The following is a 20,234-nucleotide window of genomic DNA, read 5'->3' as shown; positions in this document are numbered from 1 at the left end:
AAGGTTTTCTCAATTTCCACACGATGCCGCGGGCTCTCGCGGTGCGCAAGTGCCTGCAACTGGGAAAGATTTGGGAAAATACGCCCGGCGTCAGCCGCCGAAGCGCCGATCGGCCTCATCGGCAAAGGCCTGCATGATCTCGTCCTGCTTGGCCGCAAAGGCGGGTTCGGCAACTGCCGCAATCAGCGGATTGGAGATCTTGAAGTCGATCTCGAAGCGTACGCGGGTGCCCTGCCCTTCGGGTTCAAAGCTCCAGACACTATCGAGATAGGCGAAGGGCCCATCCACGGCTTTGGCCGTTATGGTCAGCGCCTCCGGATCGACAGTCACCCGGCTCGTATAGGCCTGGGTGATCGGCCCAAAACTCAGCGTCATCTTGGCCAGGCGCACATCCCGCCCCCGCGCCGCCGGATCGGGACGCACGTCCATCGCCCGGCAGTTGGCGATGAACTGCGGGTAGCGCTCGAGATCAGACACGATATCGAACATCGGCCGGGGCAGATGCGGCACATGCCGCTCGAAGAACCGCTTCATCAGTGACCCAGTTTTGCCAGACGTGCGGCCTTGAGCTCAGCAAAGTCTTCACCGGCATGATGCGACGAGCGCGTCAGCGGGCTGGAAGACACCAGCAGGAAACCCTTGGCATTGGCGACAGTGGCGTAGGACTTGAATTCTTCCGGCGTCACGAAGCGCTGCAGCGGATAGTGCTTCTTGGTCGGCTGCAGGTACTGGCCGATGGTCAGGAAGTCGACATCGGCCGAACGCAGATCGTCCATGAGCTGCAGAACTTCGTTCCGCTCTTCGCCGAGGCCGACCATGATGCCGGACTTGGTGAAGATCGACGGATCGATTTCCTTGACCCGTTGCAACAGGCGGATCGAGTGGAAGTAGCGGGCGCCCGGGCGGACCTTGAGGTACTTCGACGGCACGGTTTCGAGATTGTGGTTGAAGACGTCTGGCTTGGCCGCCACGACAATCTCCAGCGCGCCTTCCTTGCGCAGGAAGTCCGGCGTCAGGATTTCGATCGTCGTCTTGGGCGTGTGGGCGCGAATGGCCAGGATGACGTCGGCAAAGTGCTGGGCGCCGCCGTCGGCCAGGTCATCGCGGTCCACCGAGGTGATCACAACATGCTCAAGGCCGAGCTTTGCCACAGCCTTGGCGACATTTTCCGGCTCATGCGGATCGAGAGCAGTCGGCATGCCGGTGCGCACATTGCAGAAGGCGCAGGCGCGGGTGCAGATCTCGCCCATGATCATCATGGTCGCGTGCTTCTTGCTCCAGCACTCGCCGATATTGGGGCATCCGGCTTCCTCGCACACCGTGACGAGATTGTTCTCGCGCACGATCTGCTGGGTTTCCTTGTAAACGGGCGAACCCGGCGCCTTGACGCGGATCCAGTCGGGCTTGCGCAGCACGATGCTGTCTGGCCGATTGGCCTTTTCCGGGTGGCGCGGTTTTGCAACCGAATTGTCGATGAGCGTGACCATGATAGTCCTGTCTGGGGCTTGCCCCTATATCGCTCCCAAGAGCAGCCGGTTCAACCCGGCCTTAGTGATAAGCAGGCTTGCGTGAACGCTAGCCTAAAACTTCAGAAATCTCGGTCCAGTCTCCCCCACGCGAGGCGGAGAGAATGCTGGTCTGCACCAGCGCCAGCGAGCCGAGATTGTCTTCGCCCGAACTGAAGCCAACGGGCACCTTGCCAGTAGCGATGACCCCGGCAATGGTATTGAGCGTCCCGCGTCGATCGGGGAATTCCACGGCGTCCAGCTTCACCGGCGCCGGCTTCTCGTCGAGCTTTTGAAGCGTAACCACATCCGGACCGGTCTTCTCTCGGAAATGATCGCGCGAAGTCCAGTGGATCTGGCCTTCGGCCGCATCCATCACCCATTCGCCAGCCCAAGGCGTCACCGGACCCGAATTCATCCAGCTGGCGCGATAGGAAACCATCGTGCCCTTGGAGAATTCGATCAACGCCGCGCCGCTCGGATGGAAATGGAACGGGCTGCCCGGCGGGTTCCAGGTGCGGCAGGAAAGCCGGACCGGCTCGTCATTGAGCACGTAGCGCATCAAGTCGAAGTGGTGGATCGACATGTCGGCCAGTAGCGGATCGGGCATATCCCAATAGCGGTAACCCTGGCTCGGCCCATGCCGACGGAAGTCGATGGACACCATGTTCATGGCACCAAACTTACCTTCCGCGATCAGCTTGGCCGCCGCGATCGGCGCTGGCTGGTGGCGATAGTTCTGGCTGACCATCAGCACCTTACCCTTCGCCTTGGCGAGGGCCACCAGTTCCTTGCCCTGGGCAATGGTCGTGGTGAAAGGCTTTTCGACGATCACATGGTAGCCAAGTTCCAGGCAGCGCTTGACCACCGGATAGTGCGCCTCGGTGCGCAGCGTGCAGATCGCGAGTACCGCATCCGTGTGCTTGGCGGCCTCATCAAGGCTCGAAAAGCAGAGTTTCGGGTCGATCCCAAGTTCAGTCTGCACCCGCGCCGTCGCGTCGAGGCTGGTATCCACATAGCCCACCATCTCAACAGTGGGAACTTTGGGGATAACTTCCTTCGTCCAGCTAAAACCCCAGTGTCCGAGGCCGATCTGAATTGCCTTGACCATGTGGATAACTCCTCTGGTTTGGGTATCGCCCCGCAGTCGGTGTCACCCGGGCAGGCGCCCGAATGACGTCGTGTGAATGGAGCCGCCGGCTCAGATGTTCAGCGCGCGCCCGTAAGCGTCGAGCACGCTTTCCTTCATCGTTTCGCTCAGCGTGGGATGCGGGAAGATGGTGTGGATGAGTTCTTCTTCGGTGGTTTCAAGGTTCATCGCAACGACGAAACCCTGGATGAGTTCGGTCACCTCAGCACCAATCATGTGAGCACCGAGGAGTTCCCCAGTCTTGGCATCGAAAATGGTCTTAACGAGGCCATCGGGTTCACCCAGCGCGATAGCCTTGCCATTGCCCACGAAGGGGAAACGGCCAACCTTGATCTCGCGACCGGCTTCCTTGGCCTTGGCTTCCGTCAAGCCCACGCTCGCCACCTGCGGCTCGCAATAGGTGCAACCCGGAACCTTCAGCTTTTCAAGGCCGTGAACCTTGAGGCCCGCAATCTTCTCGACCGTGATGACTGCCTCATGCTCGGCCTTGTGCGCCAGCATCGGCGGGCCGGCGACGTCGCCGATAGCCCAGATGCCGTCGACATTGGTCTTGCCGTAGCCATCGATCACGATGGCGCCGCGCTCGGTCTTCACGCCGACCGTTTCGAGGCCCAGGCCTTCGATATTGCACTGCACGCCAACGGCCGAGATCAGCTTGTCGCCAGCAATCTGCTGGGTCTTGCCGTCCTTGGTCTCGACGTGAGCCACAACGCCGTCCTTGGTCTTTTCGACCTTGGCGACCTTGGCCTCCGTGAGAATCTTGATGCCGCGCTTTTCGAGGCGCTTGCGAGCCAGAGCCGAAATCTCGGCGTCTTCCACCGGCAGAATCTGCGGCAGCAGTTCGATGACGGTCACTTCCGCGCCCAGCGAGCGGTAGAAGGAGGCGAATTCGATGCCGATGGCACCCGAACCCATGACCACCAGCGACTTCGGCATTTCAGCCGGCTTCAGCGCTTCGAAATAGGTCCAGATCTTGTCGCCATCGGGCTCGATGCCCGGCAGTACGCGCGGACGCGCACCGGTGGCGATGATGATGTTCTTGGCCTTGTAGGTGCCATCGCCGAGTGCGTTCTTCGGCACAGGACCCTGCGGCTGCACGATCGGCTTCTTCGAAGCGGCAACCTTGATCTCACCCGGCTTGGTGATCGTCGCTTCGCCCCAGATGATGTCGATCTTGTTCTTCTTCATCAGGAACTGCACGCCATTGTTCATCTGCGCTGCAATGGCGCGCGAACGCTTGACGATGCCGTCGAGATCGAAGCCGAACTTTTCGGCCGTCAGGCCATAGTCCTTGGCGTGGCCCATGTGGCCGTAGATTTCGGCAGAGCGCAGCAGCGCCTTGGTCGGGATACAGCCCCAGTTGGAGCAGATGCCAGCCATGTGCTCGCGCTCGACGATGGCCACCTTCATGCCAAGCTGCGCGCCACGAATGGCAGCAACATAACCGCCGGGACCGGCGCCGATGACGAGAAGATCGTATTGGTCAGCCATGAGGGCCTCCAGAAATAGTCGGGTCAGAGACCCAGAATTTGTTTGACGAGCGGGGTAAGGCTCTCGCCGATTGCACGAGTATTGGCAGCATCGAGATGCACGCCGTCGCGTGGATCGGCCTGAGCCACCGTCGCGGCGTCGAAGAAGTGAGCGCCGATTTCAGCGGCGGCACGCTCGTAGTAGAAACCGAAAAGTTTGTCGTCCTCTGTGCGCGGCGACACTAGTGCCGGAGGCCCGTTCAACGGCGAGGGCACCAAATGCGGCGGCGCCACAAGCAGGACCTGTGGCACGCCGCCATGGCTATAGGGATAGGTGCGCACAATCTGGGCCAGCCGCTTCATCCCGGCGGCGGCCGCAAAAGCCGAGCCGGTTATGAAGGTCTTGATGTCATTGGAGCCGAGCATGATGATGACAAGGTCCAATGGGTGATGCGTGTCGAGCAGAGTCGGCAGCACCCTTACACCATTGCGATCTGCGGCAGCCGTATGGTCGTCGAAGGCCGTGGTTCTGCCGTTGAGCCCCTCAGCGATCACGCGTGCGCCGCCGCCCAGCCGGGCTTCCAGAACACTCGGCCAGCGATCCTCATAGGCGTGACGAACGCCATTCCCTTCGGGTGAGTACCCGAAGGTCAGGCTATCGCCAAAGGCGAGGATGGTCTTCATGCGCCCTGCCCCTAGGCCAGCATCATCACCGGATTTTCGATCAGGCCCTTGAACACACCGAGCAGTTCCGCACCGAGCGCACCGTCGACGGCGCGGTGATCGCAGGACAGGGTGACGGTCATGAACTGGCCGATCTTGATCTGACCATTCTCGGGATAAACGCGCTCTTCACCGGCGCCGACCGCGAGGATCGTGCCATGCGGCGGGTTGATCACAGCGGCAAAGTGCTTGATGCCAAACATGCCCAGATTGGACACCGAGGACGAACCGCCCTGGTATTCATGCGGCGCCAGCTTCTTCGACTTTGCGCGGGTCGCCAGATCCTTCACCTCTTCCGAGATTTCGCGAAGGGTTTTCGTATCAGCCGACTTCACCACCGGGGTAAAGAGACCACCCGGCACGGACACAGCAACGGCCACGTCCGAACGCTTGTGGTAGAGGATCGAGTCCCCGGCCCAGGTCGCATTAGCGGCCGGCACGCGCTGCAGAGCAACGGCCCAGGCCTTCATGACAAAGTCATTGACCGAGAGCTTGTAGCCCGGCTTGCCGTCCTTGCCCTTGGGCGCGGCGGCATTGATCTGCTCGCGGGCAGCCATGAGCGCGTCGATCTTGCAATCAAGCGTCAGGTAGAAGTGCGGAACGGTCTGCTTGCTTTCGGTCAGGCGTGCAGCCACGACCTTGCGCATGCCGTCATTCGGGACGACTTCGTACGAGCCTTCCTCATAGAGCGCCATGACCTGGTTCTTGCTCATGCCGGTCGCAGGCGCAGCGGCGGCAGCCGGAGCACCGGCAGCAGGCTTGCTGACGCCCTTGCCCGACTTGGCAGCTTCCACGTCCGACTTGACGACGCGGCCCTTCGGACCCGAACCGGCAATGCTGGACAGGTCAATGCCGGCGTCCTTGGCGAGACGCTTTGCCAATGGCGACGCAAACACACGGCCGCCTTCCGACTTCGCGGGAGCCTTGGCCGCAGCCGGAGCGCTGGAACCGGTATTGGCATTGGGAGCGGCCGGTGCAGGAGCAACAGCCTTCGGGGCTTCCGGAGCCGGTGCAGCCTTGGGCGCTTCCGCCTTCGGCGCGGCAGCGGAGACGGCGCTGGCGTCTTCGCCTTCCTGCAGAAGCACGGCGATGACGGCATTGACCTTCACGTTCTCGGTGCCTTCGGCCACGAGAATTTTGCCGATCTTGCCCTCATCCACGGCCTCGACTTCCATCGTGGCCTTGTCGGTTTCGATTTCGGCGATCACGTCACCGGAGGAGACAGAGTCGCCTTCCTTGACGTGCCATTTGGCGAGCTTGCCCTCTTCCATCGTGGGAGAGAGCGCCGGCATGGTGATATCGATAGGCATACCGGGTCTCCTTACGAGCGATAGGTCACGGCGTTCACAGCCGCGATCACTTCGTCAACATTGGGCAGTGCCAGCTTTTCGAGGTTCGCGGCATAGGGCATCGGAACGTCCTTGCCGGTCACGCGCAGCACGGGCGCATCGAGATAATCGAAAGCCTGTTCCATGACGCGGGCAGCAAGTTCAGCGCCGATACCGCCCTGCGGCCAGCCTTCTTCCACCGTCACGAGGCGACCGGTCTTCTTGACCGACTCGATGACCGTGTCGCTGTCCATCGGGCGCAGCGTGCGCAGATCGATCAGTTCAACGTCGACGCCGGCCGCAACCAGCTTTTCCGTCGCCTGGGTCGCGTAGCGCATGCCCATGGAGAAGGAGACGATGGTGACATCGGCACCCTTGCGGGCGATGCGGGCCTTGCCGATCGGCAGGACATAGTCATCGACCTTCGGCACAAGGCCGGTCGAACCGTACAAAATTTCGTTTTCGAGGAAGACGACCGGGTTGGGCGAACGGATTGCTGCCTTGAGTAGGCCCTTGGCGTCAGCTGCGCTATAGGGCGCGATGACGGTCAGGCCCGGGACATGGCTGTACCATGCCGAATAGTCCTGGCTGTGCTGGGCGGCAACGCGCGAGGCAACGCCGTTCGGGCCACGGAACACCATCGGCGCCGTCACCTGGCCACCGGACATGTAGAGCTGCTTGGCAGCCGAGTTGATGATCTGGTCGATTGCCTGCATGGCAAAGTTCCAGGTCATGAATTCGACGATCGGCTTCAAACCGGCAAAAGCCGCACCAACGGCGAGACCGGCAAAACCGTGCTCGGTGATCGGGGTGTCGATGACGCGCTGCGGACCGAATTCCTGCAGCAGGCCCTGGGTCACCTTATAGGCGCCCTGATACTCCGCGACTTCTTCACCCATGACGAAAACGTCCGGGTTGGCGCGCATTTCTTCGGCCATGGCTTCGTTGAGCGCCTGGCGAACCGTCAGTTCTACCATTTCGACGCCTTCCGGCAGATCCGGATCGGCCTGGGCTTCGAACTTCGGGGCGGCCGGAACAGCAGCGGCGGGAGCCGCAGCCGGAGCTTCGGCCTGCACCATGCTCGGCGCGGGCTCTTCCGCAGCGGCAGGGGCCGCAGCTGGAGCAGCGCCAGCGCTTTCGCCTTCGGCCAGAACCAGCGCGATCGGGGTGTTCACCTTCACGCCTTCGGTGCCTTCGGCCACGAGGATTTCGCGAACGACGCCCTCATCGACAGATTCGACTTCCATCGTCGCCTTGTCGGTTTCGATTTCGGCAAGCACATCGCCGGACTTGACGGTATCACCGACCTTGACCAGCCACTTGGAGAGCTTGCCCTCTTCCATCGTTGGCGACAGGGCGGGCATGAGGATTTGGGGCATATCAGCTCTCCAGAATGGTAGTGCCGGGCATGGGGGCCACGCGGCGAAGTTCGAATTGTTCGGCAAATTGCGCGGCGGGCAGCACGCGCCAATCGTTTATAGGGGCAGAAGCAGCAACGGGCGCCGCGGACTGGCGCTGGTTGACCGCCCAGCCACTAAGGATGAGGCCAAGGATCACGAAGACCAGGCAGGCAATGACAGCGCGCTTGTAGATGGCAGCCTGCACTTCGCCGCTGAGACCAGCCCAGCCGGCGACGCGTTCAAAGCGCCACCAGCCGAAAAGCCATTCGCGCCAACTCGGGCCGCTCGCTGCGGCCAGACGGCTGATGGCGATCGCCTGCCCCGCCGCCAGAACGGCGGAGAGCAGTGCAAACAGCATGATGACGCCGAGCAGGATGCTCATCGTGAGATCAGGCCTCGATCGTGATATCGGTCCACAGCTCCGAAGCATCGGGCTCCGGATCATTGGTGGCAAAATCCGCCGCTTCCGTGACGATGGCACGAATGTCGGTCTCGATTTTCTTGAGATCGTCTTCGGTGATCACACCAGTTTCGAGCAGACGCGCCCGGACCTGTTCGATGGGATCACGTTCCTGACGATACTTGGTCACTTCGTCCTTGGAGCGATATTTCGCCGGGTCGGACATGGAGTGGCCGCGATAGCGGTAGGTCAGCATTTCGAGGATATACGGCCCCTGCCCCGAACGGGCATGCTCGATGGCGCGCTTGGCGGCATCATAGACCATGCGGACGTCCATGCCGTCGACCTGCTCGCCCGGAATGTCGAACGAAGCGCCGCGCATGGAGAAATCGGTGGTTGCGGCGGCGCGCTCGATCGAGGTGCCCATGGCGTATTTGTTGTTTTCGATCACGAAGACAACAGGCAGCTTCCAGAGCTTGGCCATGTTGAAGCTTTCGTAGACCTGGCCCTGGTTGGCCGCGCCGTCGCCGAAATAGGCAAGGCTCACCGAGCCGTCGCCCTTGTACTTCGAGGCGAAGGCCAGACCTGTACCGAGCGAAACCTGCGCACCGACGATGCCGTTGCCGCCGTAGAAGCGGTGCTCGTTGGAGAACATGTGCATCGAGCCGCCCTTGCCTTTCGACAGGCCGCCCTGGCGGCCGGTCAGCTCGGCCATCACACCCTTGGGGTCGAGCCCCATGACCAGCATGTGGCCGTGGTCGCGGTAGCCGGTAATCTGGGCATCCTTGCCCTTTTCCGAGGCCATAGTGATGCCGGTAACGACAGCTTCCTGGCCGATATAGAGGTGGCAGAAGCCGCCAATCAGACCCATGCCATACATCTGGCCGGCCTTTTCCTCGAAACGCCGGATCAGCAGCATTTCACGGAAGGCTTCGAGATCCTGTTCGTTGGTGAACTGAGGGGCATTGGGCTGCGTCTTGGCCTTGGTGGCCGTCGCCTTGCGCGCCATAGGGGGCTCCCGGTGTAGAAATGGAATTTGCCGCTTGGCCCGATCAGGCCACTTCTCGCACTATAGCGCAAGCGCTCCGCGGATAATATTGCTCCAGGAGCGTGTTGGAATGGGTGCTAGAGCGTTGAATCCGCTTCGATAATCTTGATTAACTGATCATCGATTAATTCTTGGAATTTACCGGAAATCGGTTTACCCGTCGCCGGATCGACCATGATCAGAATGTCATCCGCATTGGCCATGTTGAGCAGCGCCCTGGCCCGCTCCGTCACGATATCAGGATCGAGATGGCGCGGATTCATCAGCGAATTGCGGTGACGAAAACTGTCGATTTCGGCCTGCAGGGCCGACGAACGGTCCTTGAGCACCTGAATATCGGCGTGAATTTCGTCGCGACCTTCGATGCCGAACTGACCGCTGATGGCCGAATAGCCGAGATAGCCCTGAAAAGCCAGGAGTGTCACGGCTAGGGCCAAGGGACGCCAGAATGGTGGGCGTTTGAGTCTGGTGGGCATGTACGGACCGGTCTATGGACCTTCACTATGCCGTACAAGGCATTAATACCCGGTTTAGCTATTCCGCCGCGACCCGTTCGGGGGCCACGCCTTCCTCGAAAAGCGCGCTGACCGATTCCCCATTATTGATGCGCCGCATGGCCTCGGCCAACGCCGGCGCCACCGACAGCACCGTCAGCTTGCCATGGGCCTGCCGTGCCGCGTTGGGCAGCGTATTGGTGCAGACGATTTCGATCACATCAGGTTCAGCGGCCAGACGCGCAACCGCGTCGCTACCAAAAATGCCATGCGTACAGGCAACCCGCACCGAGCGTGCGCCATTGGCGCGAAGGTGCTTCAGCAATTCAAGGATCGACCCGCCGCTGGCGATTTCGTCGTCAAGAATGATGACGTCCTTGCCCCGCACCTCGCCAATGATGGCTGAGATGCGCACCTGCGTATCGGTAATTCGCTCCTTGGCGCCCGCCGCCACTGGAGTGCCAAGGCTGCGAGCAAAGGCGGCTGCGGTCTTGGCATTGCCAAGATCAGGCGAGACGACGACCGCATTGCTGAGATCAAACCGGCGGAAATGCGATGCCAGCTCGTGCAATGCGTGCAGGTGATCAACCGGCACGCTGAAGAAACCATGCACCTGCGGCGAATGCAGCGTCATGGTCAGCACGCGATCGGCGCCGGCGGTCTTGAGCAGATCGGCAACCAGACGACCGCCGATGGAAATGCGCGGGGCGTCCTTCTTGTCGGAGCGTGCATAGGAATAGTGCGGAATGACCGCTGTAATCCGCGCCGCCGAAGCCCCGCGTGCCGCGTCGAGCATCAGCAGCAGCTCCATCAGGTGCTCCTGAACCGGCGCGCTGAGCGTCTGGACCAGGAACACATCCTGTTCACGGCAATTGGCCTGCAATTGCACTTCGATACAGTCGTTGGAGAAGCGTTTGACCCGCGTCGGGAGCAGCGGCACGCCGAGATCGGCGCATATCTCCTTAGCCAGGTCGGGGTGAGCACTACCACTGAACACAGCAATCTGGTTCATGGAACTTCCTCGGCTTTTGGCGGTAAGGATTATGCGGCGGTCTTAGCCTACGCAGCCTCAGAGCGCAACGTAGTCGATCTCCTGAAATCTTTCGACTTCCGGCACCCAACGGTCCCGCACGAACGCGACGTGGTCCCGATGCACATTGTAGCCGTCATAGGCGGCCTGATCGGCGAACTCCATCGAGAAGCCATAGGCAAAGTCAGCCTTGGGGCTCACCTGCTTCAATCGCTCGAATTTTTGCACGCCCGGAATGCCTTCCAGCACCAGAGCATCGCGCAGAAAGGCCGCTTCGGCTTCCGAGCCGGCCGCATGCTTGAGCGAGAAAACGACAGTGTGACGGATCATCACTCGGCTCCGATGGCTTCATTGGCGGCAATGGCCGCCATGTTGACGATGCCGCGGCTGGTCACCGACGGCGCCAGAATATGCGCCGGCGCCCGCGTACCCATCAGGATCGGCCCGACAGCCAGGGCGTTGTTCATTTCCTTGAGCAGCGTCATCGAAAGGTTGGCCGCATCGAGATCGGGGAAGATCAAGAGGTTGGCTTCGCCCTTCAGTGCGGTCTCAGGCACATAACGCTCGCGCAGCTCAGAATTGAGCGCAAGGTCACCCTGCATTTCACCTTCGACAATGAGGTCCGGTGCGGCGACTTTAAGCTTCTCATAGACCTCGCGCATCTTGAAGGCGCTGTCGCCATCGCGCGAACCGAAGTTCGAATAGCTCAAGAGCGCCATGCGCGCCTCGATGTTGAAGCGCTTGAGGTGATCCCTTGCCTGCAGCGAAATGCTGACCAGCTCGTCGGCGGAAGGATTCTGGTTCACATAGGTGTCGGCGAGGAAGAAGGCACCGCGCGGCATGATCAGCATAGAGAGCGCCGAAACGTCGCTCACGCCGTCCTGGAGCCCGATGATCGAGCGGATATCGCGGACATGCTTGATGTAGCGGCCCTGGAGACCACAGATCAGCGCATCGGCCTCGCCGCGCTTCACCGCCAGCGCCCCGATCACCGTCGTATTGGTGCGCACGATGGTGCGTGCAGTGTCCGGCGTCACGCCGTTGCGCCCCACCAGCGAGTGGAACAAGCTGACATAGTCGCGGTAGCGCGGATCGTCTTCAGGGTTGATGACCTCGAAATCGCGACCGGGCTGAATGCCAAGACCAAAGCGCTCGATACGCGCCTCGATGACGGCCGGACGGCCGATCAGGATCGGGCGGGCAATCCGCTCTTCGAGCAGCACCTGGGTGGCGCGCAGCACGCGCTCGTCTTCGCCATCGGCAAAGGCGATGCGCTTGCTCTTGCCCTGTGCCCGATCGATGATCGGCTTCATCACGAGGCCCGAGCGGAACACGAAGCGGTTGAGCTGGTCCTGATAGGCGTCCCAATCGGCAATCGGGCGCTTGGCCACGCCCGATTCCATCGCCGCCCGCGCCACGGCCGGCGCGATGCGCAGGATAAGACGCTGGTCGAACGGGTTGGGAATGATGTGGTCCGGCCCAAACACGGCCGGCGCGCCCGAAGGCGAGACTTCAAGGCCCGGCTCATGCGCCAGCTTGGCAATGGCGCGAACCGCCGCCAGCTTCATTTCTTCGTTGATGGTCGTCGCATGCACGTCGAGCGCACCGCGGAAGATGAAGGGGAAGCAAAGGACGTTGTTGACCTGGTTGGGATAGTCCGAGCGCCCGGTGCAGACCATGGCGTCAGGCCGCGTTGCCTTGGCCACTTCCGGCATGATTTCCGGATTGGGATTGGCCAGCGCCAAGATCAGCGGCTTGGGCGCCATCTTCTGCAGCATTTCCGGCTTCAGCGCGCCGGCAGCGGACAGGCCCAGAAACACGTCAGCGCCGTCGATCACTTCAGCCAGCGTCGTCGCATCGCTCTGGCGGCGGAACTGGCCGCGCCACTTGTCATTGACGTCGTTGCGCTTGTGGGTGACGAGGCCGTCCTTGTCGGCGACCCAGATATTTTCGTGCTTGGCGCCCAGCGCCACCAGCACGTTGAGGCAGGCAATGGCCGCAGCCCCTGCCCCCGAGGTGCAGATCTTCACCTCGTCGATCTTCTTGCCGGTCAGTTCGAGCCCATTGAGCACAGCGGCACCGACGATGATCGCCGTACCGTGCTGGTCGTCATGAAATACCGGGATCGGCATGCGCTCGCGCAGCGTCTCTTCGATCTCGAAGCAGTCAGGCGCGCGGATATCTTCGAGATTGATGCCGCCAAAGGTCGGCCAGAGCGGCGCCACGGCATCGATGAACTTCTTCGGCTCGATCTCGTCGATCTCAAGATCGAAGACGTCAATGCCGGCGAACTTCTTAAACAGAACCGCCTTGCCTTCCATCACCGGCTTACTGGCCAGCGCGCCGATATTGCCAAGACCCAGCACTGCCGTGCCATTCGAAATCACCGCGACGAGATTTTGACGCGAAGTGTAACGGGCCACGGCCTCCGGGGTCTGGGCGATCTCTTCGCAGGGCGCCGCAACGCCAGGCGAATAGGCGAGCGCGAGGTCGCGCTGGTTGCCAAGCGGCTTGATCGGCTGGATTTCCAGCTTGCCGGGCTTGGGGAACTCATGGAAGTGGAGAGCAGCGTCGCGCAAAACCTTGCGTTGTTCATTAGGATCAGTCGACACGCTTTCCTCCGGCACAGCTTAGATGGCGTCGTACCTGCCACCAATCAGCGCCGAAGGAAAGGGGCGTTGCGACCTCGTGAAGCCAAGAATCGAGGCCGTCGCCATAGGCAATTCGTAGAAGGCGCGATCAAGCCGCGTCAGTAACGATTTCAGACGTATCCTGCGTATCGGAATAGCGGGCCGGGCTCGTAGCGAGTGCCAGCGCGAGTTCCTTGAATGCACCCACCTTGAGGGCCGGCGCGAAGATGTAGCCCTGCGCCTGGACGACGCCACGCGACCGCAGGTAGATAGCCTGCGCTTCAGTTTCGACGCCTTCGGCCACGATTTCGCAATCGAGATCCTTGGACATGGCGATGAGACCGTCGAGCACCGGCACTTGAGTCGTGCCCGGCTTGATCATGTCGACAAAGATGCGGTCGATCTTGATCACGTCGACGCCGAGCGTCGCGATGTAAGCAAGGTTCGAGTGCCCCGTGCCCGCATCGTCCATGGCAATACGCGAACCGAGCGCGTGGAGGCCAGAGATGACGCTATTGACGGCCAGCGAGTTTTCCAGCGGACGACGCTCGGTGATTTCAAACACAAGCTGATCGTAGGAGATCGGCGAATTGCCGAAAATCGCCTGCACGTCGTCCACGATACCGACATCGCGGAAGTGGCCCTCGAAGAGATTGATCGAAATCTTCAGGCCCGGGATTTTCTGCGAGAGATCGCTCAGGTCGTAGCGCACCTGCTGCATCAGCGAGAGCGTCATCGGAATGGCCATCCCCGACGCTTCTGCATAGTCGATAAAGACGCCCGGCGGCACCACTTCGCCACTCGGCTTTTCCCAGCGGCAGAGCACTTCGCAACCCATAAGGCCGCCAGTGCGCAGGTTGATGACCGGCTGGTAATAGGGCTTGATTTCGTTACGGCCGATGGCGCGCTCAAGATCGAAAGACGGCGTCCGTGAGCGGCGAGCATAGCGCAGCGTTAGGAGCAGCAGCCCCGCACTCAGCAAGCACCCGAGAATGGTGAAAAGCACATCGAGATCGGCGTAGCCCGCGCGCGCCTCGGCGAAGGGCAGCAGATAGCGAACCTTGATCGGCAGTTCGCCGGCAAAGCTCTGCACCGCCAGATAGTCCCCGCGCGCCGCCTGGCGATCGAAATCCACTGAAGCACCAAGTGAGAGAACCGGCAGGCCACTGGTCAGCGCGATGTCCAGCATGGCGCCATCCGGCAGATTGTCAGCGAGCGCTTCCTGCGTCGTCGCCATCAGTGGGGTAAACGCCGAAATGCGCCGCACGCCGCCCAGGGTTTGCGTAACCTTGAGGGCGGGCATGATCATCTCGGCGAATTTGACGACGGTGATCGTTTCGGTGAGGCCCGGCACAGGCAGCGACTCGGAGAGCGGCGAATAGGCGACATTGCGACCGAAGGCGTCGCAATACTGCACCCCATCCATGTTCTCGACGAGGATCTGCTTCACATTGAAGCTGTTGTCGATTGCCGTCTGAGCAAAACCGCTAAAGGTCGGCGTACAGAACGATGGACTATCGGCAACCACCTGTCGCAGCGCCGCAACAGCATTGGCCGCGTTGTAATTGATTTCGGAGCTGAGGGCATCGATCCGCGTCTGCAGCGCGGCGACTTCCTTATTCCTTGCATAGGCGTCGAGCAGGTAGTCGACAGAGACTATGGGAACGAAGGCCAACAAGGCGCCCAGCAACATAAGTACGTGCGAGAACTTCGCCTTCACCGACCAATCCACTTCTATCAGCTCTATCCCATTGTTAACGCTGCGATCTTAAAGACCCGTTAACCAGGATTTTAACCGCCCGTGGAAACGAAAAAGGCAGGCCTTGCGGCCTGCCTTTGAAAGAAAATTAGTGCGCCGAAATCAGCTTTGCACGTTGAGGCGGATGCTCAACTCGCGCATCTGCTTGGCCGAAGCCGGGCTTGGCGCGCCCATGAGAAGGTCTTCGGCCTGCTGATTCATCGGGAAGGCCGTGATTTCGCGCAGGTTCTGCACGCCGCAAAGCAGCATGACGATACGGTCGATACCGAAGGCCGCGCCACCATGCGGCGGAGCGCCATACTGGAACGCACGGTAGAGGCCGCCAAACTGCTCTTCGACTTCCTGACGCGACTTGCCGGTCAGTTCGAAGGCCTTGACCATGGTCTCGGGCTCCTGGTTACGAATCGACCCGGAGGCGATTTCGTAGCCGTTGCAAACCGCGTCATACTGATAGGCCTTCAGCGACAGCGGCTCAGCCGAGTTCAGCGCCTCAAGACCGCCCTGCGGCATCGAGAACGGGTTGTGCGCGAAGTCGATGCGTTTTTCTTCCTCGCTCCATTCATAGAACGGGAAGTCGACGATCCAGCACAGTGCGAACTGCTCGGTATCCACCACGCCGAGATCGGTACCAACCTTGGTGCGGGCTTCGCCGGCGAACTTGTAGAACTTCTCCGGGCGACCAGCGACGAAGAACACGGCATCGCCGTCCTCAAGGCCAAACTGCGCCTTGATCGCTGCCGTGCGCTCTTCGCCAATGTTCTTGGCGATCGGGCCAGAGCCTGCACCGTCCTTGAAGAAGATATAGCCAAGGCCCGGCTGGCCTTCGCCCTGCGCCCAAGCGTTCATTCGATCGCAGAAGGCGCGGCCGATCGGCTCGGCGCCAGCCTTGTTCTTGGCCGGGATCGCCCAGACTTCAACCTTGGGGTCGGTTTCGATCTGGTTGGCGAAAACCTTGAAGCCCGAACCGGCAAAGTGCTGGGTCACGGCGTCGATTTCGATCGGGTTGCGCAGGTCGGGCTTGTCCGAGCCATACTTGCGGATCGCCGTGTCATAGGGAATGCGCGGCCAGCTCTTGGTAACGCGCTTGCCGTCGGCAAACTTCTCGAAAACGTTGGTGATCACCGGCTCGACGGTGCTCCACACGTCTTCCTGCGTCACAAAGCTCATTTCGAGGTCGAGCTGGTAGAATTCGCCAGGCAGGCGATCAGCGCGCGGGTCTTCGTCGCGGAAGCACGGCGCCACCTGGAAGTAGCGGTCGAAGCCGGCCACCATGAGGAGCTGCTTATACTGCTGCGGCGCCTGCGGCAGGGCAAAAAACTTGCCGGGGTGGATACGGCTCGGCACGAGGAAGTCACGCGCGCCTTCCGGCGACGAGGCCGTCAGAATCGGCGTCGAAAATTCGGTAAAACCGGCATCACCCATTCCGGCGCGCATGGCCGAGATGACCTTGGTGCGCTTCAAAATATTGGCGTGCAGCTTCTCACGACGCAGATCGAGGAAGCGGTAACGCAGGCGAATATCTTCCGGATATTCGGCGTCGCCGAAAACCGGCAGCGGCAGCTCCTTGGCGACCGACAAAACCTCGATTTCGCGAATGAAGATTTCGATGCCACCGGTGGCAATGTTGGTGTTCACAGCCGCAGCGTCGCGCAGCTTCACTTCACCGTCGATACGCAACACCCATTCCGAACGCACCTTTTCGGCGTCTGCAAAGGCCGCGGAATCAGGGTCGATCACGCACTGGGTAATGCCATAGTTGTCACGGAGATCGATAAACAGCAGGCCGCCATGGTCGCGAATACGATGAACCCAGCCGGACAGACGCACGTTATTGCCGGCATCGTTCGCCGTGAGAGCGCCACAGGTGTGGGTACGGTAGCGATGTGTCGTCATTTTCTTTTCCGAAAAAGTGCAAAAAGGGCCGGATTCTCGGGCGGGAAAAGCGCATGGAGCACCCCGCTTGTCAAGCACCCGGGCTTTCCCGGTCCGTGGCGGAAATCCGAGGTGGAGCAATCCTTCAGCACCTGCTAGGAACGATAGTGACTATTTTGAGACGGTATTCATATGGACCTGATTGTTTCCACAGAGGCGCTCTCGGCATTTTGCGAGCGTGCAGCCCAGTTTGATTTCGTGACGGTGGACACCGAATTCCTGCGCGAAACCACCTATTGGCCGCGTCTCTGTCTCATTCAGGTGGCGACGGATGACGAAGCCGTTCTCATCGATCCCCTCGCCGATCACCTTGATCTCAAGCCGTTCTTTGCGCTTCTGGCCAATCCATCGGTCACCAAGGTGTTTCATGCCGCGCGGCAAGATATTGAAATCTTTGTCAAACTGACCGGCGCCGTGCCGCACAATATTTTCGACACGCAGATCGCAGCCAGCGTATGCGGCTTTGGAGATAGCGCGTCCTATGACAGCCTCGTGCGCGCCATCTGCAAGGTCGAGCTCGACAAGTCCTCGCGCTTTACCGATTGGTCGGCTCGCCCGCTCTCGGAAAAGCAGCGCCTTTATGCGCTCGCCGACGTCACCTATCTGCGCGACATCTACCGCGAACTGCGCAAGCAGGTCGAACAGACTCGCCGCTGGGATTGGGTTGAAGACGAACTCACCGTTCTGCGCAGCATCGATACCTATGTCGTCCAGCCCGAAGAGGCCTGGGAACGGCTCAAGATGAAGATCAACCGCCCGCGCGATCTCGCCGCCCTCAAGGTCTTGGCCGAATGGCGCGAGCGCAAAGCGCAGACATCAGATCAGCCGCGCAGCCGCGTCTTCAAGGATGACGCGCTGTTCGACCTCGCCATGCAGCGCCCCCTGACGCCCGATGCTTTCGACAAACTGCGCGCCGTCCCCCGCGGCTTTGGCCGCAGTTCCGCTGCCGCCGAAATCATCGAACTCCTCAAGGGCGTCGAGGCTCTACAAAAGACTGACCTCCCCACCCTGCCCGAGCGCTACCGCGGCCCCTCGCCCAAGGGCGCCGTAGGCGATCTCATTCGCGTACTTCTGAAGTCCGTGGCCGAACAGCACGGCGTCGCCGCCCGCATCCTCGCAACCTCCGACGACATCGATGCCCTCGTGCTCGATGACGAAGCCGACGTTCCGGCCCTCAAAGGCTGGCGCAGAAAACTCTTCGGCGAAAAGGCCCTGGCCATAAAGCACGGCCGCATCGGCCTCGTGGCCACTCGCAAGGGCGTTATCGAGTTCGCGGTCAATCAGGCAGAAGCGGCTGAGTAGCCACGGTAGCAAAGTGCGGGTAGCGTCCTATACTTAAGGCATGCAGAATATTGCCCGCGATGAATTGCTGCAGAGGCTGAGGCGATTGCGCCCCCGTTTTGAGCGGGACGGCGTAACGCATATGACTCTGTTCGGGTCCAGAGCCCGCGGCGATCACCGGCCCGACAGCGATGTAGACCTCATGATCGAGGTCAACGACGGTCAGTCATTCTCGATGTTGAAGATCGTCGGCATTGGCCACATCGTCACGGACGACACCGGCCTGCCCGCGAATATTTTCATGAAGCGAAGCTTGGACGACAGTTTCGTCAAAGAAACTCAGGCCGATTTGATCCGAGTTTTTTGATGACCCGGCGCACAATAGCGTCTCTTCTTTCGATTGAGACATCCCAACACTCGATGTCACCCCGGCGAAGGCCGGGGCCCATCCCCAGATCTCATGATGGCTCCCGGCCTTCGCCGGGATGACATCCGGTGGGATGGGAAGTCATTGTTGCGCCCAATCAAAGCGTGAAACGATGTAGCCTCTCAGCCCACTTCCACTCGCGCGTCCGCGTGCTCGGCGAAGCTGGCGAACTGGCTCAGCCGGTTGCGCAGGTGCTCGCCATTGAGGAAGGCAAAGTCCGTCGGCAGTTGCAGCACCAGCACATCGCCATCGAGCCGGAAACGGATGCGCGGCAGAATTCCCGGCATGGCGGCCGTCATCGGATAGGCCACACGGAACAGCGTGCCAATCAGCCTTCCCCGCTTGATCATTTCCGGCGAAGCCAGTGGGATCAGCGTATTGGCCGATTTGCTCTTCAGCCCGTCATAGCGCACCGAAATGGCATGGGCGAGCACGGCGCGGCCGGGATGGTCGACACCGGTCAGCGAGCCATAGGCCACCGAATCGACGCTTTGCGGCCCGCGATAGTCCGGATGCGCGCGCCAGCCGATATCGGCCAGGAGGCATGCCACCTGACGCAACCGGCTTTCCTCGGCCGTTTCCACAGTGCCGGTCGCCGCAAAATACTGGGCGGTAAATTCCACAAGGTCAGAAGCATGAGCCGGCGAGCGCGAGCGCAGTACCGACAGTTCCTCGGCGCCCTGAATCAGTGGGTCGACCGCCTGTTCGGCCTCCGAAAGCAACCCATGCAGATAGCCTTCGCGCACGCCCAATGCCGAGAATACGACGCTATCAAACTTGCCTGCGCGCAGCACCTCGGCCAGCACGGCGGCGCCGAACGGCACGAGTTCGCGGCGCGAATTGCTGGCGCTGTTTGAGCCCGGATAGCTCTTGAGCGACTCGGCCGCGATGATGTCTTCGCAGACCGCAATCATTTCGGCCGCCGGTACCACATAGTCCTGCACCATGTGGAGCGGGTAGTCGCGCAATTCCAAATGCAGTTTCGCGAGGGATCGCCAGGTGCCCCCAATGGCCGCAAACCGCCCGCCCGGCTCGATGCCCGCGAGCAGCGACTTCTTGAGCTTTTCCCGGACCAGGGCCGCAGCCTTTTTAGGCGACCCGTCGGCATCGTCCTGCAGCCGAATGACACCCAGCTCGTGCGATTGTCCGTCGGCGTCGCGACCATTGGTGATCACAGACAATTCGAGGCTGCCGCCGCCTAGGTCACCGACCACACCGGCAAATCCCGGAATGCCGGCGACTACACCGAGCGCAGCGAAATGGGCCTCTTCCTCGCCCGAAAGCACCCGAACGGGCGTTTCCATGATCGCTTCCACGGCCGAGACGAATTCCTGCCGATTGGCCGCATCGCGCACGGCCGAGGTGGCGAGCACATGGACCTTGCCGACACGCATCATCCGCGCCACCAGCGCAAAGCGCTTGATGGCGTCGAGTGCCTTTTCGACATTGGCGTCGGCCAGCCGCCCGCTCTGGGCAATGCCCCGGCCGAGCGCGCAGGCCGATTTTTCGTTGTAGAGCGGCGTCAGGGAGCGCGCGTGGCGCTCATAAACGACAAGGCGAACGGAGTTCGACCCGATATCAAGGACGGCAACCGGCTGGGCGCCCTTGAGACGGCCCTGGGCCGTAGGATCGGCGTCTACGCCCCAGAATTGTGTCAA

Annotated in this window: 18 protein-coding genes; 2 read left to right on the top strand and 16 right to left on the bottom strand. The window is 61.1% G+C overall.

The genetic code is table 11. The features are described from left to right. Positions 1 to 90: 90 nt before the first annotated feature. The 15 genes from ACSQ2A_RS06890 to aspS all read right to left on the bottom strand — a co-directional run bounded on the left by ACSQ2A_RS06890 (position 91) and on the right by aspS (position 16,829). Positions 91 to 534, bottom strand: a complete 444-nt coding sequence (locus ACSQ2A_RS06890) for a type II toxin-antitoxin system RatA family toxin (RefSeq protein WP_295411922.1) — start codon at positions 532 to 534, stop codon at positions 91 to 93. Continuing rightward, positions 534 to 1,487 (bottom strand): lipoyl synthase, encoded by a 954-nt coding sequence (gene lipA, locus ACSQ2A_RS06885; RefSeq protein ID WP_436071584.1) that lies wholly within the window; start codon positions 1,485 to 1,487, stop codon positions 534 to 536. The genes ACSQ2A_RS06890 and lipA overlap by 1 nt, the downstream gene beginning before the upstream one ends. 88 nt (positions 1,488 to 1,575) lie before the next feature. Next, positions 1,576 to 2,616, bottom strand: a complete 1,041-nt coding sequence (locus ACSQ2A_RS06880) for a Gfo/Idh/MocA family protein (RefSeq protein ID WP_436071583.1) — start codon at positions 2,614 to 2,616, stop codon at positions 1,576 to 1,578. 90 nt (positions 2,617 to 2,706) lie between these two features. Beyond that, positions 2,707 to 4,146, bottom strand: coding sequence for a dihydrolipoyl dehydrogenase (lpdA, locus tag ACSQ2A_RS06875; RefSeq protein WP_436071582.1), 1,440 nt, complete (start codon positions 4,144 to 4,146; stop codon positions 2,707 to 2,709). A gap of 23 nt (positions 4,147 to 4,169) precedes the next feature. Beyond that, positions 4,170 to 4,808: an SGNH/GDSL hydrolase family protein gene (locus ACSQ2A_RS06870; RefSeq protein ID WP_436071581.1), complete on the bottom strand. Its 639-nt coding sequence runs from the start codon at positions 4,806 to 4,808 to the stop codon at positions 4,170 to 4,172. Positions 4,809 to 4,819: 11 nt separating this feature from the next. Beyond that, positions 4,820 to 6,157, bottom strand: coding sequence for a pyruvate dehydrogenase complex dihydrolipoamide acetyltransferase (locus ACSQ2A_RS06865; protein WP_436071580.1), 1,338 nt, complete (start codon positions 6,155 to 6,157; stop codon positions 4,820 to 4,822). Between the two features lie 11 nt (positions 6,158 to 6,168). Further along, positions 6,169 to 7,554 (bottom strand): pyruvate dehydrogenase complex E1 component subunit beta, encoded by a 1,386-nt coding sequence (locus tag ACSQ2A_RS06860; protein WP_295411934.1) that lies wholly within the window; start codon positions 7,552 to 7,554, stop codon positions 6,169 to 6,171. A gap of 1 nt (position 7,555) precedes the next feature. Continuing rightward, positions 7,556 to 7,957: a hypothetical protein gene (locus ACSQ2A_RS06855; protein WP_436071579.1), complete on the bottom strand. Its 402-nt coding sequence runs from the start codon at positions 7,955 to 7,957 to the stop codon at positions 7,556 to 7,558. Positions 7,958 to 7,964: 7 nt separating this feature from the next. Further along, entirely contained in the window at positions 7,965 to 8,984 is a 1,020-nt protein-coding gene (gene pdhA, locus ACSQ2A_RS06850; RefSeq protein WP_436071578.1) for a pyruvate dehydrogenase (acetyl-transferring) E1 component subunit alpha, read from the bottom strand. A 116-nt stretch (positions 8,985 to 9,100) separates the two neighbouring features. Beyond that, positions 9,101 to 9,448 carry an FtsB family cell division protein gene (locus ACSQ2A_RS06845; protein WP_353921413.1) on the bottom strand — a complete coding sequence of 116 codons (348 nt, stop codon included), beginning with the start codon at positions 9,446 to 9,448 and terminating at the stop codon, positions 9,101 to 9,103. Positions 9,449 to 9,557: 109 nt separating this feature from the next. Continuing rightward, the gene (locus ACSQ2A_RS06840; protein WP_436071577.1) at positions 9,558 to 10,529 is read right to left on the bottom strand and encodes a ribose-phosphate diphosphokinase; all 972 of its coding nucleotides are present in this window, start codon (positions 10,527 to 10,529) and stop codon (positions 9,558 to 9,560) included. A 57-nt stretch (positions 10,530 to 10,586) separates the two neighbouring features. Continuing rightward, entirely contained in the window at positions 10,587 to 10,877 is a 291-nt protein-coding gene (locus ACSQ2A_RS06835) for a Dabb family protein (protein WP_436071576.1), read from the bottom strand. Then, the gene (locus tag ACSQ2A_RS06830; RefSeq protein ID WP_436071575.1) at positions 10,877 to 13,159 is read right to left on the bottom strand and encodes an NADP-dependent malic enzyme; all 2,283 of its coding nucleotides are present in this window, start codon (positions 13,157 to 13,159) and stop codon (positions 10,877 to 10,879) included. Before ACSQ2A_RS06830 ends, ACSQ2A_RS06835 begins: the two co-directional genes overlap by 1 nt. Before the next feature lie 127 nt (positions 13,160 to 13,286). Next, complete coding sequence (locus ACSQ2A_RS06825; RefSeq protein WP_436071574.1) at positions 13,287 to 14,897, bottom strand: EAL domain-containing protein; 1,611 nt, start codon at positions 14,895 to 14,897, stop codon at positions 13,287 to 13,289. Between the two features lie 141 nt (positions 14,898 to 15,038). Continuing rightward, positions 15,039 to 16,829 (bottom strand): aspartate--tRNA ligase, encoded by a 1,791-nt coding sequence (gene aspS / locus ACSQ2A_RS06820; protein ID WP_295411948.1) that lies wholly within the window; start codon positions 16,827 to 16,829, stop codon positions 15,039 to 15,041. A gap of 171 nt (positions 16,830 to 17,000) precedes the next feature. Between aspS and rnd the strand changes: the two genes are divergently transcribed. Next, on the top strand, positions 17,001 to 18,170 hold the full coding sequence (rnd, locus tag ACSQ2A_RS06815) for a ribonuclease D (RefSeq protein ID WP_295411950.1): 1,170 nt from the start codon (positions 17,001 to 17,003) through the stop codon (positions 18,168 to 18,170). A 40-nt stretch (positions 18,171 to 18,210) separates the two neighbouring features. After that, positions 18,211 to 18,516 (top strand): nucleotidyltransferase family protein, encoded by a 306-nt coding sequence (locus ACSQ2A_RS06810; RefSeq protein WP_436071573.1) that lies wholly within the window; start codon positions 18,211 to 18,213, stop codon positions 18,514 to 18,516. Positions 18,517 to 18,698: 182 nt separating this feature from the next. Here ACSQ2A_RS06810 and ACSQ2A_RS06805 read toward each other — a convergent pair whose 3' ends face one another. Then, positions 18,699 to 20,234, bottom strand: a complete 1,536-nt coding sequence (locus ACSQ2A_RS06805) for a Ppx/GppA phosphatase family protein (RefSeq protein WP_436071572.1) — start codon at positions 20,232 to 20,234, stop codon at positions 18,699 to 18,701.

Origin of the sequence: Devosia sp. LjRoot3 (assembly GCF_964252865.1) — a bacterium.
In the GTDB taxonomy this organism is placed as follows: Bacteria; Pseudomonadota; Alphaproteobacteria; order Rhizobiales; family Devosiaceae; genus Devosia.
This window is presented reverse-complemented; position numbering and strand designations above follow the sequence as displayed.